The organism is Candidatus Xiphinematobacter sp. (genome assembly GCA_016766635.1).
In the GTDB taxonomy this organism is placed as follows: Bacteria; Verrucomicrobiota; Verrucomicrobiia; order Chthoniobacterales; family Xiphinematobacteraceae; genus Xiphinematobacter.
The window spans coordinates 81,659-95,407 of the sequence record CP068473.1 but is presented as its reverse complement, the minus strand read 5'-3'; the positions used below and the strand labels follow the sequence as shown (position 1 = coordinate 95,407).

The window sequence follows — 13,749 nt, the reverse complement described above, 5'->3', positions numbered from 1 at the left end:
TCTCTACCAGCCCCCTTTACGAATGCTGGGATGTACCGGTTGTTTCGTTATGGATCTGACAGGGAGGCCCCCGGGGGGATTGCAGCCGCGTCACAAGTGATCACAGGATTTGGCTTAGGTTTACTTGTTGCTGGGAAGGTTAGGAGTTCTGCTCGTAAACCGGCGGCGCTCGCTTTGATCGGTGCTGGTATTGCTACCCTCGTCCCTATTATCATGGGGATGATGGAGCTGGTCGCCAATCGCCCTACCTCAAAGCGCCTGATGAAGCGTCGTTTAGAAAGCATTCGTAGAGGTTCCGGCCTTTCCGAAACGGGGTCCGTCTGAACTCTCTTTCCACTTACGGAAAGAAGGGAGGGGTCGTGGGTGGTTTTGGTGTCTAGACTGGTCCTTTTTGGGGGCGTCTGACCCAGGGTCTGGTTCTGTTTGCTGTAGTGCCTCTCCTCGCAGATCAAGCAGTCGCCGGATCACCTCCTCGATAAGGTTATTGGGGCAACTGGCGCCTGCGGTGATCCCGATTTGTAAAGGGGTGTTCGGAAGCCACTCCATGGTTCTTGTCTCTCTCCTAAAGGCTACATGGAAATGACGAATGAGGCTCGCAGATTCCAAACACTGGCTATTATGAATGAAGTATGTAGGCAGTTCCGACGTGTTGCCGATCTCTGCGAGATGAGCCGTGTTAGAACTGTTATACCCGCCAATAACTAAAAGAAGATGTAGCTGCTTCGAATGAAGTAGACTAAATAGAGCATCCTGACGTTCTTGAGTTGCACCGCAGATGGTGTCAAAGGAACGGAAGTTCCCTTCCGAACCTCCGTCACGGTCCATGATGGCATTCCGAATGCGGCGCTGAACTGCCTCTGTTTCCATCTTGAGCATAGTGGTTTGATTGGCCACTCCCACTCTTCTTAAGTGGAGATCTGGATCAAATCCAGGCGAAAATGCCCCTTGAAAAGAACGTAAGAAGCTACTTTTTCTTCCCCCTTTTCGTATATATCTACAGATGACCTCCGTTTCCTCCAAGTTTAAGACAATAAGGAAGTGGCTAGCACCTTTTCCTAGGGCATAGGAAGCTGTAGCTTGGGTTTCCTCATGATAGGCTTTTCCGTGGATGACAGAGGTAATGCTCTCGCTGGCGTTCTTCTGCACCCGTTTCCATACACTCATTACATCCCCGCAAGTGGTATCCACAATTCGGCAGCCAATTTGTCTAATGCGTCTGAGAAGCATTACGGGAATGCCAAAAGCCGGAACAATTACTACGTCTTCCTTCCTGAGGGTGTTAAGATCCGGATGTACGCTATTGACGGGGAGGCTCTGGATTCCTAGCGTACGCATCTGGCGGTTGACCTCAGGGTTGTGTATAATTTCGCCAAGGATAAAGATTCTCTCCCCCTGGAAGACCCTGCGGGCTGCGTAGGTGAGATCTATGGCGCGTTCAACGCCGTAGCAGAATCCAAATTTCTTTGCCAGATGGATAGTAGTGCGGCCTACTTTAAGAGTGCCTTGATTGGAGCGGATACGCTCTACTAAGGAGCTCCGGTAATGCTCTTCTACCTGAGCTTGCACTCGCCCCATTATCTCTGGCGTGCGGAGATTCATCGCACGAACAGATAGATTGTCTGTTGAACGAATGTCAAACCCTTTTCCCATTAATGGGTCTCTCTATTTGCAGGCACAACTTGCAGGTGCAAGGTGACAAGGCACAATACCTCTACGGAAAGTCTACGGAAAGTGTATTGGGGACCCTATTACTAATAAGAAAATAAAAGTACCACTTTTGGAAATTTTTGTGTACCCTGCAGCCACGCCACCGGGTGTATTCTCAATAAAGAATGGTATTTAGCGACTCTGACTTTCAGTACGCGATAGAAAATACCCGAGTAATTATTCCTCCCAAAAGGGTGATTGCAACCTTCGGGCCTACCACGTTTCACTTCATGCTGGTGAGTGAATTAATGGATCGGGTCGATTGTATCAGGATTAGAAAAGGGCGTATCGAGGCTGATCGACCTCAGATCCTTTCCCCCTATCACTTAAAGCAGGTCCTACTGGAGGGCTTCTCTGAAGAGGCTAAGGGTTTTTCAAGCTGGTTGCTGCAGCAAAGTGCGAATCTCACATTCCTTCGCTATGGGTTTCATTTCAGAAAGACGGATCTTTTAGAAGAAATTGTCCATAAACCGATTGGAGAGGTGATAAAGCAGCTTTCCATTAGGTTCCAAGAAGATCGAGATCCTCTTTACAGCCTTATTGAGGGGGTCGATGACACATGGGAGGTGTGCGTCTTGAAGTTTACAATGGACCTAATCCGTCAGTCTGCTCCTGATAATGTGGGAGAATGGAAGAAACGTGGCCTTCTGTGAAGGCGCAAAAATAAAAGAAGAACAAAAAGTAGCACGAAAGGGAGACATGCTAGCATTTCTTGGTCTCCAGTGGACCTAAGTAGAGCATCTAGGAGGAATGGGATGTAGGAAGCCGTCAAGATTTGGCGCTGGTCTTCTTTAAAAGTGTCCCCGGTCGATCCCCCTGCAGGCATGCTTACCTACCTTGAAGAGACGATGAAGTACCCTAATTAATAAGTGAGTCCCTACACTCTAGATTTGGCCCTAGATTAGGGGGAAGGTATATTTCGAGATCTTTTTGCAAGTCTATGGAGGAGAAGACCTAGGCTTGGCTTTCTTCTATATATCCTAACCTATAAGAGCCGCTGCTGCCAAAGGTGCCCGGAGGGCTTAACATAACTGGGCTCTCCTCCATCCTTCTTCCTCTGGCAGAAAAAAATAAATGTCCTATGCGGGAGCTGCGTGAGACTTTCTCACCCACATTACTTCCGAGCTGGCTTAGAAACAATGCCAGGCTAGGTTTTCGGATAGAACGGTCCACGCGACAATCTCCATATTGGTCCGGCTATGAGTTCCACAACTTGCGGTAAGCCCTTTAATAGATAGCAAGAAGATAGCAAGAGTCACACTTCTATACTCCTTGAACAATAGTCTTCTGTTGTGCCCAACTACGGGTTGCCATTGACATAGGACACTTATCTCCGTCGCTTTTATGATGGATAATTATGGGATAGGAAGCGTGTTAGTTCCCTCTCCGAAGGAATGTTGTACTGATCAGCACGGTACCCCTAGTCACTATAGTCAACCATAGTGACTGTTCGGTGGTGCGCTATCGTTAGCTTTCTCGCGTGCTTTTGAAAAAACCGACAGCCGAGCTAAAGCGTAGCTAAGATGAGAGAATTGGCCAAGCTCTCCAATAAAGGAGGAGACACATGGTCCATGGCGGAAGATTCAGCAAATGCAACGGGAGTCTGTTAGTCCTTATGGGAAAGCTTATGGAAACCTGACGGCTTGGCAACGAGTACAGCTCGCAAGACATGCTTCTCGTCCATATTTTTTGGACTACATGCGAAAAGTCTTTACGGATTTTGTCGAGCTGAAAGGAGACCGTTGTTTTGGGGATGACCCATCCATGCCGTGTGGATTGGCCAAAGTCGACGGTATCTCCTGTGTAGTTATTGGCCAACAAAAAGGGAGAAACGTTAAAGAAAATTTGCTCCGCAATTTCGGCAGTCCGCATCCAGAAGGTTATCGTAAGGCATTGCGCCTAATGCATATGGGGGAGAAATTTCGTTTACCTGTCGTAGCGCTGATTGACACACCAGGTGCCTATCCAGGAATTGGTGCCGAGGAGCGACACATCGCGCAAGCTATCGCTGTGAATATCCAAGAAATGATGGTTTTACGCACTCCAATCGTGGCAGCTATTATTGGAGAGGGCGGCTCAGGGGGGGCGCTTGGGATTGGTGTAGCGGATCGCATTCTCATGCTAGAGAATGCCTATTATTCCGTCATTAGCCCCGAGGGATGTGCTGCTGTCCTTTGGAAGCATCGCAAATATGCACCCGAGGCTGCAGAGGCTTTAAAAGCCAATGCTTTCGATTTGTACAAACAGGGGATTGTGGATGAGCTTGTTCCAGAGCCTTTTGGAGGGGCTCATCGAGATATCGAAGCAGCAGCTAGCTACCTCAAATCTGCTCTCGTGGCTACCTTAAGGAGCATTCAAAAACTTCCTATGGAGCAACTGCTTTGTGAGCGCTATTCCAAATTTCGCAAAATAGGGATTTTCTCCGAGGAAGATCCCTCCATTAATTAGTCTCCAGATTTTGGAAGGGTGGCTGAGTTTGGATTAAGGCACTCGATTCGAAATCGAGCGTAGGAAAAAACACCTACCGTGGGTTCGAATCCCACCCCTTCCGCTCTCTTTTTATCGGAAACTTCGAATGGCCTCTCTTGCCAACCTCCGTAGAGCCTCAGAACACCGAATAAAGGAAATGGTCTCTAAAGCCCTTTGACGCAGTGCTGCTGTCACCTCCCTATAGAGGGGTAAGTCAGTCAATAGTTGACTAGCATAGACCATCGTCTCCAAAAGGTCCCCACCTTTCACTGGATATATGCTGCCTAAGAGGTCATCCAAGGCTCCACCCCCTCCTAGAGAGGGTACACCACAGAGTGTTGCATCACCGGCAACTTGACCCGGTACACCACTGCGGTCAAACTGTAGCACCACTTTGTGTTGAGCAATTAACTTAAGATAATTGCTATAAGCAAGGCGCCCATGTACAATCTGCAAAACGCCTCGTCCAGCGTCAATGCTCCGCAGCAAGGCATGCCCGCGACTGCCTTCTGTATTAATGCAAGTGACGCGTATTCCCCCCAGTTGTAGTGCTAGTTCGCAGGCAGACAAGATGGCTGCGGCATGGTTCCTAGATGGAACAAAAAATTCCCGTGTCCCCAGAAAGATCCCAGAACGTTCTTCGATGGGAAGGCGGAAGTCCCATTCCTTAAAATGCAATGGATATGGAGTTGGAATGAACTCGCCAAGAGCTAAGTGTGCTGCACGGTAAACGGGTAATAGCCATGGGGTGCTCGCAAGGAACCCGGCCGCCATTTGGCTTATCTCCATAAATCGTGTAAAAACATGGGCATGAGAAAGCGATTGGGCTACCTGATGATAACCAGCTTCTTTCCAGGAAATGAGGAACGGAATCCCATGGGATGTAAACTTCCTCCCCACCCGTAGGGAATCAGAAAGATCACCCCTCAGCAGGACGAGAACTACTTTAGCCTGAACATCCGATATCCGTCTAGCAAACCTCCCACCCGTGCATGCTGCGTAGGCGTGATAATTGACCGGAGGATGCCCCACTGATGCATTGGGAGAAGGTAGTCCACCGGAGAAATCCTGGGTAGCGTCCCTCCCACCTGGGTTAAGGACGTCCACCCTTAAGTTCCTCTGAATCTGAGTTTTCCCCAAATCCAAACTGCGTTGCTTTAAGTTTCTTCCACAAGACCAAGATGCTGAACACACGCCAGTGTAGAAGCCCTAACAAGGGCAAATTGTCCAATACAAAAGCTCTATGGTCAAGAAAGACACTTATCATCCTATTTTAAGTGGCTTTGGCTTGGCAGAATGTGAAAACCGTACAGCATGGGTGCCCACCAAGCAACTCCTGAGCATGGGAAGCGCAAAGAAGATCTGGTGGACTGTCACAAGCAGGTAAGGTTGTAGAAAATTTGCTCGAGCAAGGAACGGAACGTTTGGATGCAATGCAATAGGGGGATCCCAGGGATGTAGTCTTGAGGAATACGGCCTAATCCCACCGAAAAAGTGATCCAATGAAATGGCAGGTAAGCTATTAGTAGTTTGTGCCTTCCTTTCTTGCCCTGGAGAATATTCATGGGCAGAGTGCGTTCATGACATCTATCAGCACACACTTTGGAAGCACACAACCTACCCATGCTGCTATTCTAGAATGGGTTAAGAAAGTTGCTTCGCTTACTAAGCCAGACATGATCTTTTGGTGCGATGGAACTGAAGGGGAAAAGAATTACCTACTTGGCCAGGCAGTACAAGGAGGTGTCCTCCATCCTCTAAACCAAAAAAAATGGCCTGGCTGTTATTATCACCGCTCCCATCCAAACGATGTTGCACGTGCCGAGCAGCACACTTTTATCTGTACCGAGAACAGAGAGGAAGCTGGTCCGACAAATAACTGGATAGAGCCGAAGGAAATGTATCAAAAACTTTACGAGATGCTTCGAGGTAGTATGCGAGGCCGCACCCTTTTCGTCATTCCCTACCTCATGGGCCCCCCTCAGTCTGCATTGAGTAAAGTTGGCATTGAGTTGACCGACTCTATCTACGTTGTGCTCAACATGCGTATTATGACTCGTGTAGGAGTAATTGCTTACCAACAGCTATTTCACGAGGAGGATTTTAATCGTGGCATCCATTCTTTACTGGATTGTAGCCTGGACCAGCGCTTCATCTGCCACTTTCCTGCAGACAATACAATTATTTCTGTCGGCTCTGGCTATGGTGGAAATGCACTCCTTGGAAAAAAATGCCTGGCTCTGCGTATCGGTTCTGTACTTGGGAAAAAGCAGGGCTGGCTAGCTGAACACATGCTTCTCCTCTGTGTAGAGAGTCCATCCGGAGAAAAGTTTTATGTAGCCGCCGCCTTTCCATCTGCTTGTGGAAAAACCAATTTTGCCATGATGATCCCCCCGAGGGCTTTGCAGGGATGGACGGTCACTACTATTGGTGACGACATCGCCTGGATGCGGCCAGGCCCCGACGGCCGCCTCTATGCTATTAACCCCGAGACGGGCTACTTCGGGATTATACCAGGAACGAGCAGGCAATCTAATCCAAACGCTATGCGTTGTATAGAAAAAGACACTCTCTTCACTAATGTAGCTGTTACATTGGATGGAGATGTCTGGTGGGAAGGCAAGGATGGTTGCCCTCCAGACAATCTACTTGATTGGCAAGGAAACCCTTGGGATCCAAAAAGTGAAAAAAAAGCAGCGCATCCTAACGGCCGTTTTACAGCTCCGATGTGCAATAATCCGATGCTGGCAGGAGAAGTGGATAATCCCCAAGGGGTCCCCATCGACGCCATCATTTTTGGTGGTCGTCGTGCCACTACAATACCTCTGGTCTTCGAGGCATTTAATTGGATTCATGGCGTATACATTGGTGCCACTGTAAGCTCGGAAATTACGGCCGCTGCCTCTGGAGAAACGGGCCAGGTGCGCCGTGACCCTATGGCCATGCTGCCCTTTTGTGGCTACAATATGGGTAGTTACCTTCAGCACTGGCTTAACATAGGCCGTTACATTGCCATTCCTCCAAGGATCTTTCACGTGAACTTATTCCGAAAAGACGATACCGGCAACTATCTCTGGCCTGGATATAGTGAAAACATGCGTGTGCTTAAGTGGATCATAGGACGTTGTAAGCACTCTACAGGAGCCTCGGAAAGTCCAATCGGCTGGATCCCAGGTTACCAAGATCTGGACTGGTCTGGGCTGTCGGAAATTACTCCAGAAAGGTTTGATCAACTGATGAAAATTGATCCAGAAGAGTGGTTTCATGAACTAGCCTTACAGGGTGAGCTCTTCATGAAGATCTACTCTACTCTTCCAAAGGAACTTATCTATCAGCGTGAGCTGCTAATCGCTAGGCTATAATGTATTATATACCTAGCTTGGGCCAAGTCGCCTTCTCCCTTTACTACAACCATCGACTAGTAAGGTTATTCTAACTACATTGCACTTATTTTTTTATGCATCCTTCCTTAGCCTCAATCAGAGGCGCACCCAAATTGAGGAGGCGTACCTGCTGGTCGGCGCAAGGCAATCGCAAAATGACGCTCACTCCCTTCCCCTCGATACTTTCAATGCCTACTTCCCCTCCATGTGCCTGAAGTATGCGCCTAACAACCATGAGTCCCAATCCAGATCCTGATTCTCTGGTGGTAAAGTATGGGGCAAAGACACGCGACATATTCTCCACCGAAATTCCTGGTCCTGTATCAGAAAAAGTGACGAAGGCATAGGACACGTTTGCTCCAGTTTTTATCCGTAAAATACCGCCCGTCTTCATGGCTTGAAATGCATTACGAATGATGTTATAGAAGGCCTGCTTGAGCTGATCGCGGTCTACGCGTAACTTTGGCAGTGAACCTTCTAGTTCGAATTCTACCTGGATGTCACGGTTAGAAATTTCTACCTGAAGGAAGGCAACAGATTCTTGCACCAGGCAATTTAGGTTTTCCAAGTCCAACTTAAGGGGTTGTGGGCGGATAGCTCGAAGAAATTGAGTGGTGATTTGGTCTAAACGGGCGACCTCATACCGAGCCACGCCAATGGACTTCTCCAGCTCCGTACGGAGGCGCTTCGGCAACTTCTTCATGCGGCGCTTCATGAGCTGAAGATGAATGTCCAGGGAATTGAGAGGATTGCCTATTTCATGGGCGATACCAGCTGCTAAGAGGGTCATGGCAGAAGAACGTTCAGATTCAATTGTAGCCTGAGTCATACGACGTGTTTCCGTAATGTCTCTTAAAATAATTCCCTGTCCTTCCAACTGCCTTTCTCTTTCCGTATTTATCTCGCCCATCAACGGTACCACATAAAAATTTAGAAACCGATGCTGCGGGTAACAGACTTCTAGGTCCCCACTTATAGTAGTTGTAGCACCAGATACTGCCTCTAGATCAAGACCGTGCATAATTTTCCCAATAGCGGTCCCTAAACTAGCCTCTTCTTGAATTCCAAAAAATGTGCATGCTGAGCGGTTGAGATAAAGAACTTTTCCTTGAACATCAGTAACAATAACGCCCTCTAGGATTGCATTAAAAATAGTTTCTAAAAATCCCTTTTCCCGAGCCAAACCCTCCAAATAGACTTGTACTTCCCCTGGAGAAATGCGCGGAATCCGACCCAACAATTTTTCAAGGAATGCACGTTTCACAAAAAACAAGACGGCTAGGCCTAACCAACAATACAACGGGCAACTTAGTAGGGTTAACCTATACCTTTCCGCAAGCTCTCCATCAACTTTGCTGACTCGATACCCCCCATTTTCTCATCGGTTGATTCGGCGGGAGCTTGTACAACGTGATCATGAGCAAGTCTTTCTCCCATAAAAAAGCGCGGGCTTGGGACACGCCGATCACTAACACGGCATGTTTGGCCCTCTTGCGAAACAACCGAGATTTCCCCCACAGCCCCCTTCTAATTCAACGATCGCTTATGAACGATTACACACAGTACACGGGACATTTCAAGTTAGGTCAGACGGTTTAATGCACTAACCACTGCTTGTATAGAGGCTAGTTCAATGTTAGTGTCTATCCCGGCCCCCCAAATATATTTCTTCCCAAAGATCAGTTGGACGTATGCAATGGCACTCGCCCCTGAACCGAACCCCAAAGCGTGCTCTCTATAGTAGGCAACTTCGAAATGGGGTACCCTTGCTCCTCTAATGGCGTCGACAAATGCAGCAATTGGGCCATTTGCTTTTCCCCCCAAGCAAATAACCTTTCCGTTATGGAGAACTGCGGCCTGGCATTGAAAAAGTCCTTTCGCGTCTTCCTTTACCTGAAACCGTTTTAACTTCCATGGTGTGTCAAGGTTTACGTACTCACGACAAAAAATTGCACGCAGTTCCATAGAGCTTACCTCGCGTCCAAGACGATCTATCTCGTCATTGGCAATTGGGCCAAATTCCCTTTGCATCTCCTTTGGTAGTTCGATACCACACTCATTCTCTAGTAAAAAGGCCACTCCTCCTTTTCCGCTTTGACTATTTACTCGGATTACTTCGCGGTACTCCCTACCGATGTCCCTGGGGTCAATTGTCAAGTAGGGGACGTCCCAAGTACTCCGCTCCCCTTTTTCCCACTCCGCTAGTCCTTTTTTAATGGCGTCCTGGTGTGAACCACTAAACGCAGTAAAAACTAACTCACCAGCGTAGGGGTGACGTACTGGGATAGGCATGCCTGTACAACGGACGTAGGATTCAACTACTTCATTGAAGTGGCTTAGATCCAACCCAGGATGGATGCCGTGCATGTAGAGATTAAAGGAAACAGTAACTATGTCTAAATTTCCAGTGCGCTCTCCATTTCCAAAAAGAGTGCCTTCTACGCGGTCTGCCCCTGCCAGTAAGGCAAGTTCTGCAGCCGCAATCCCAGTACCACGATCATTGTGAGTATGCACGCTGATGATCGCGGATTCCCTATGCTCCAAATTTCTGCAGAACCATTCGACTTGGTCGGCAAAGACATTAGGCATTGCCACTTCCATCGTAGCGGGCAGATTGAGAATTATCTTTCGCCGAGGAAGAGCCCCCCACTCTACCATTACTGCCTCGCATATATCTCGGGCAAAGTCTACTTCAGCACAGGAAAAACTTTCTGGAGAATATTGAAGAATTACTTCCGTTTCTTTTAAAAGAGCGGCCGTATATTCCTTGATCCATCGGGTACCCCGTACAGCCAGCTCTAGTATTTGAGGCTTATCCATGCCAAAAACAGCGCGTCGCTGAGCCGGAGAAATCGAGTTATAGAGGTGGATGATAACACGTTTTGCCCCCTCAAGGGATTGCACAGTCCTTTCAATTAAGTCTTCTCTTGCTTGGACCAAAACCTGCACTGTGACGTCGCTGGGGATCCGATGTTCTTCTATCAGCCGCCGGTTAAAACTATACTCGGTGTTGGACGCTGCCGGAAACCCAATCTCAATCTCCTTAAAGCCGCACTGCGATAACGTCTGAAACAGATCCAGTTTTTGTTCTATGCTCATCGGAACTGCCAGAGACTGATTCCCATCCCTTAAATCCACGCTGCACCATATCGGAGGGTGATCTAAAAGTCTATCCGGCCAGGTACGATCTTGAAGGGTGACGGGATGAAAGCGAACGTACTTTTTGGAGGGATTTTCTAGCATGGTAAAAACAAACGGGATGATATGAAAAAGGAGTAAATTCTCGAGTAAAGTTTACTAGTTTTAGAATAAAAATTCTCAGTATAGTTTTGCGGCTTACACTGCTCCGCTTTTCCCTTTGGGAAAGGCAGCTTTGAACCACCTGACAAAACGATATCCACTCTCCCCTACAGGGCTTTGCTTCTAACTAGCTCCGGGTTAATTAGCCTTCGACAACTTTCTTTAAAGGCAAGAGCAATTACCGATTATAGATAGGCTGGGCACCTCCTTTAGATCCCCCGACATCATAGCTAAATTGTCTAGGCCCCTCCTGGACTGGCAACTTTTCCAACTGCTTTTTTGTACCTGCAGAAGAGTAATCCGTATGTGCTAAGATGGCTCCTATTCCCCCATATTTGATTGTGCACGTGTACACCGTGGTTGGACACCTTCCTTAATTCAGGTACAACAACGGCTTGAATACGCAGGAGGCGACAAAAGAATAGGGATCTCAAGCCGGAAGGAATCCGTTCCGAGTGGGCGACGTGGCAGGAGGCAAGACACACACGGTGCAAGAAAAAACAAAGAGCACACTATAGAAAGGAGGCAAGAAGGAGAGCCATAGCAATTTACCAATGTCCTCTTCGGTTTGTCCACTAGGTTACTAGAAAGGTGACAGGAAGGTTAATAGCAGCGGGGCAATCCCGCGTGTATCTTGTCCGTGCCGCTACGAATTACTGTGGCAGCAAAAAGATTACTAGAAAGTGTGATCCGATATTTTCAAACAAAAGAGCTGCAGGTTGTAAGGCGCGGCCTTCATAATACGGATGCCGGGCCACTCTGGGAGGCGTGGCCGAAGGGGCGCAGTGGAGCAAGGCACTCTTGTAGGTAACTTAAGCAAGGTACTGGCCAAAAAAATTGGCGTGATCCGCTAGTTTAGCGTGGGCTACACATGAGTGCCTTCTTCGTTCTTTACATACAGTATGTAACTCTGTTTATTAGTCCAGCTCTAGCTTATTGGGCAAGCTGCCTAAGGCAAAACTGGACCGGTACGACTTGATATCCCACAAGGTGGAAGCTTTAAGTAGCTTGATACAAAGCTTTTAGGAGAGGAGATACAGCGGACCGACCACCCCAATGAGGGAAATCTACCACGTGTCGGAAGTGTGCACTTATCCCCCACCAGGAAATTCAATGGCGCCTCAATAAGGATCATCGCTGTCTCAACCCCATAGAAAAATTAGAAAATGCCCACGCACCTGCATTCCACCACCGGTGGAAGAATTCACCACAACAATCGGATGCCTCTTCTTATGGACCGATTTTTCTTCACAACGGCAAGAAGAGGGGGTACAGGCCGAAAAGGGCCTCCCATGTCATGGGGGAACGGGGTATCAGCGTTTCCCCAGTTGTATTGAAATAAAGGCTCTCTCTTTCAGTCCTCGCTAATGAAACTCGTAATGGAATAAAGCACCTTACAAAGATTTGGAGTTGTAAGTCTAGCAAGGGAAAAAAGGGCCAATAGACTCTCCACAAGCAGGCTATGCCAAACAATGCCAAATTAGCACAAAATTCCATGGGAGACGGCATCTCCTCGCTATGTAAGAATGGCACGAGTGGTTTAAGGACATAAAAAACAACATTTCCGTTCCACCCATTCACAAAGTATATGACCACAAATCATGTGACATTCTTGGATGAAAGATACTTTGTCTGAAGGCGCGGCCAAGATGGCATCAGCAAACTCTGACAAGCAGCAGGATCGCCTCCCACAAAATACGGTTACTTTCAGTCCCTTCAGGCGTGCCATTTTTGCCGCCTTTATTATATTGCGGCTTCTGCCAGAGGTAGATATTACCATTAGAACGTCTCCTGGCTGGCCAAAGGCCTCAACTTGACGAGCAAAAACATTTTCAAATCCGAGGTCGTTCGAACAGGCCGTTAGCACGCTAGTGTCGGTGGTAAGTGCTAGCCCGGGTAGGGCTTGTCGGTTCTTGCAAAAATGCACCACAAGCTCAGCTGCTAAGTGCTGGGCTTCCGCTGCGCTCCCCCCATTTCCAGCAAATAAGATACGCCTCCCACCAATCAAACTCTCCACCCAAATTTCCGCAATCCGCTCCAATTGGAGACTACAATCCCTCACCAAGGCATTCAAAACTAATTGATGCAGGTCAACTTTTTTTTGGAAGAGACAGAGAAAGGGCGTTTCGTTCATGCGAGAACTAAACCCAATCTTATCTGGCAACACAAGCGATGAAGAAAAGCCCACAAGGTGCCTCGCAGCAGAAAACCGGTTGGCAAAATCCAGCGAGTCGTGCGTTGGGATCCCAGTCTGGTTTGACGGGTTGATCTTCTTCTGAGCGCGGAATGACAAAAAGTGATGTCAGACGGTCCACGTCCACAAAAGAGTAGCCAAGGCGAAAGTCTATCCCGCCGCGCTAGTTTTGTTATCTTACCACCACTTTTCCCATAGAGGTCTGTCCAGAGAGGAATACATAAAGAAAGATCCGCCCCCGTCCTTAAAACAGTCTTCCATATTAGAAATGGGAAGAGAGGAATCACATTAGTGAAGCCTCTACTATCCTGTGGGAACAGGCTTCTCCCCTTCGTAGGGAGTGTCCACCCATTCAATGTAGGCCATCGGAGAGGCGTCGCTTGCACGGGGTCCTAGTCTCACGATTCGCGTATATCCACCGCTACGGTCCATAGCACGTGGAGCGAGTTCTTCAAAGAGCTTTTTTACGGCGCCTCGTTGCACAAGACAACTTACCGCCTGACGGCGTGCTGCAAGGCTTGCTCGTTTCCCAAGGGTCAGCATCCTTTCTGCAATGGGGCGAATTGCCTTGGCTTTAGCAAGAGTCGTCTTAACCCGTTGATACTGAATTAGGTCGCACACCTGATTAGCTAACAGAGCATCACGATGCGCGGCGGTACGCCCCAATTTGGCAGTCTTTTTTCTATGTCGCATGGA

The 13,749-nt window shown here is 48.1% G+C and carries 10 protein-coding genes and 1 tRNA gene; 5 read left to right on the top strand and 6 right to left on the bottom strand.

Features of this window, described 5'->3' with window-relative positions; translation table 11 throughout:
* Nucleotides 1-30: 30 nt before the first annotated feature.
* Nucleotides 31-324, top strand: coding sequence for a hypothetical protein (locus JMM79_00400; protein ID QQY08444.1), 294 nt, complete (start codon nucleotides 31-33; stop codon nucleotides 322-324).
* On the opposite strand, the gene JMM79_00395 is transcribed toward JMM79_00400, so the two are convergent.
* Nucleotides 274-1,650, bottom strand: coding sequence for a 4-hydroxy-3-methylbut-2-enyl diphosphate reductase (locus JMM79_00395; protein ID QQY08443.1), 1,377 nt, complete (start codon nucleotides 1,648-1,650; stop codon nucleotides 274-276). The genes JMM79_00400 and JMM79_00395 overlap by 51 nt on opposite strands.
* A 182-nt stretch (nucleotides 1,651-1,832) precedes the next feature.
* On the opposite strand from JMM79_00395, the gene JMM79_00390 reads away from it, so the two are divergent.
* From JMM79_00390 to JMM79_00380, 3 genes are all read left to right on the top strand, one after another.
* Entirely contained in the window at nucleotides 1,833-2,360 is a 528-nt protein-coding gene (locus JMM79_00390) for a hypothetical protein (protein ID QQY08442.1), read from the top strand.
* 937 nt (nucleotides 2,361-3,297) lie between these two features.
* Nucleotides 3,298-4,155: an acetyl-CoA carboxylase carboxyltransferase subunit alpha gene (locus JMM79_00385; GenBank protein QQY08441.1), complete on the top strand. Its 858-nt coding sequence runs from the start codon at nucleotides 3,298-3,300 to the stop codon at nucleotides 4,153-4,155.
* A gap of 12 nt (nucleotides 4,156-4,167) precedes the next feature.
* Nucleotides 4,168-4,258 (top strand) — tRNA-Ser (locus tag JMM79_00380).
* Nucleotides 4,259-4,266: 8 nt separating this feature from the next.
* Here the strand turns inward: JMM79_00380 and JMM79_00375 are convergent.
* Nucleotides 4,267-5,370 (bottom strand): hypothetical protein, encoded by a 1,104-nt coding sequence (locus JMM79_00375; protein QQY08440.1) that lies wholly within the window; start codon nucleotides 5,368-5,370, stop codon nucleotides 4,267-4,269.
* Nucleotides 5,371-5,756: 386 nt separating this feature from the next.
* Between JMM79_00375 and JMM79_00370 the strand changes: the two genes are divergently transcribed.
* The gene (locus JMM79_00370) at nucleotides 5,757-7,538 is read left to right on the top strand and encodes a phosphoenolpyruvate carboxykinase (GTP) (GenBank protein QQY08439.1); all 1,782 of its coding nucleotides are present in this window, start codon (nucleotides 5,757-5,759) and stop codon (nucleotides 7,536-7,538) included.
* A gap of 85 nt (nucleotides 7,539-7,623) precedes the next feature.
* On the opposite strand, the gene JMM79_00365 is transcribed toward JMM79_00370, so the two are convergent.
* From JMM79_00365 to rplQ, 4 genes are all read right to left on the bottom strand, one after another.
* Nucleotides 7,624-8,823 (bottom strand): PAS domain S-box protein, encoded by a 1,200-nt coding sequence (locus JMM79_00365; GenBank protein ID QQY08438.1) that lies wholly within the window; start codon nucleotides 8,821-8,823, stop codon nucleotides 7,624-7,626.
* Between the two features lie 317 nt (nucleotides 8,824-9,140).
* On the bottom strand, nucleotides 9,141-10,802 hold the full coding sequence (locus tag JMM79_00360; GenBank protein ID QQY08437.1) for a 2-isopropylmalate synthase: 1,662 nt from the start codon (nucleotides 10,800-10,802) through the stop codon (nucleotides 9,141-9,143).
* Between the two features lie 1,597 nt (nucleotides 10,803-12,399).
* The gene (locus tag JMM79_00355; GenBank protein QQY08436.1) at nucleotides 12,400-12,993 is read right to left on the bottom strand and encodes an SIS domain-containing protein; all 594 of its coding nucleotides are present in this window, start codon (nucleotides 12,991-12,993) and stop codon (nucleotides 12,400-12,402) included.
* A gap of 363 nt (nucleotides 12,994-13,356) precedes the next feature.
* On the bottom strand, nucleotides 13,357-13,746 hold the full coding sequence (rplQ, locus tag JMM79_00350; protein QQY08435.1) for a 50S ribosomal protein L17: 390 nt from the start codon (nucleotides 13,744-13,746) through the stop codon (nucleotides 13,357-13,359).
* Between the last annotated feature and the right edge of the window lie 3 nt (nucleotides 13,747-13,749).

Bases quoted from the DNA above. Each gene is read 5' to 3' on its own strand.
- JMM79_00400 (QQY08444.1), top strand. From the start codon at position 31: ATGTACCGGTTGTTTCGTTATGGATCTGACAGGGAGGCCCCCGGGGGG.
- JMM79_00395 (QQY08443.1), bottom strand. From the start codon at position 1,650: ATGGGAAAAGGGTTTGACATTCGTTCAACAGACAATCTATCTGTTCGT.
- JMM79_00390 (QQY08442.1), top strand. From the start codon at position 1,833: ATGGTATTTAGCGACTCTGACTTTCAGTACGCGATAGAAAATACCCGA.
- JMM79_00385 (QQY08441.1), top strand. From the start codon at position 3,298: ATGCAACGGGAGTCTGTTAGTCCTTATGGGAAAGCTTATGGAAACCTG.
- JMM79_00370 (QQY08439.1), top strand. From the start codon at position 5,757: ATGACATCTATCAGCACACACTTTGGAAGCACACAACCTACCCATGCT.
- JMM79_00360 (QQY08437.1), bottom strand. From the start codon at position 10,802: ATGCTAGAAAATCCCTCCAAAAAGTACGTTCGCTTTCATCCCGTCACC.
- JMM79_00355 (QQY08436.1), bottom strand. From the start codon at position 12,993: ATGAACGAAACGCCCTTTCTCTGTCTCTTCCAAAAAAAAGTTGACCTG.
- rplQ (QQY08435.1), bottom strand. From the start codon at position 13,746: ATGCGACATAGAAAAAAGACTGCCAAATTGGGGCGTACCGCCGCGCAT.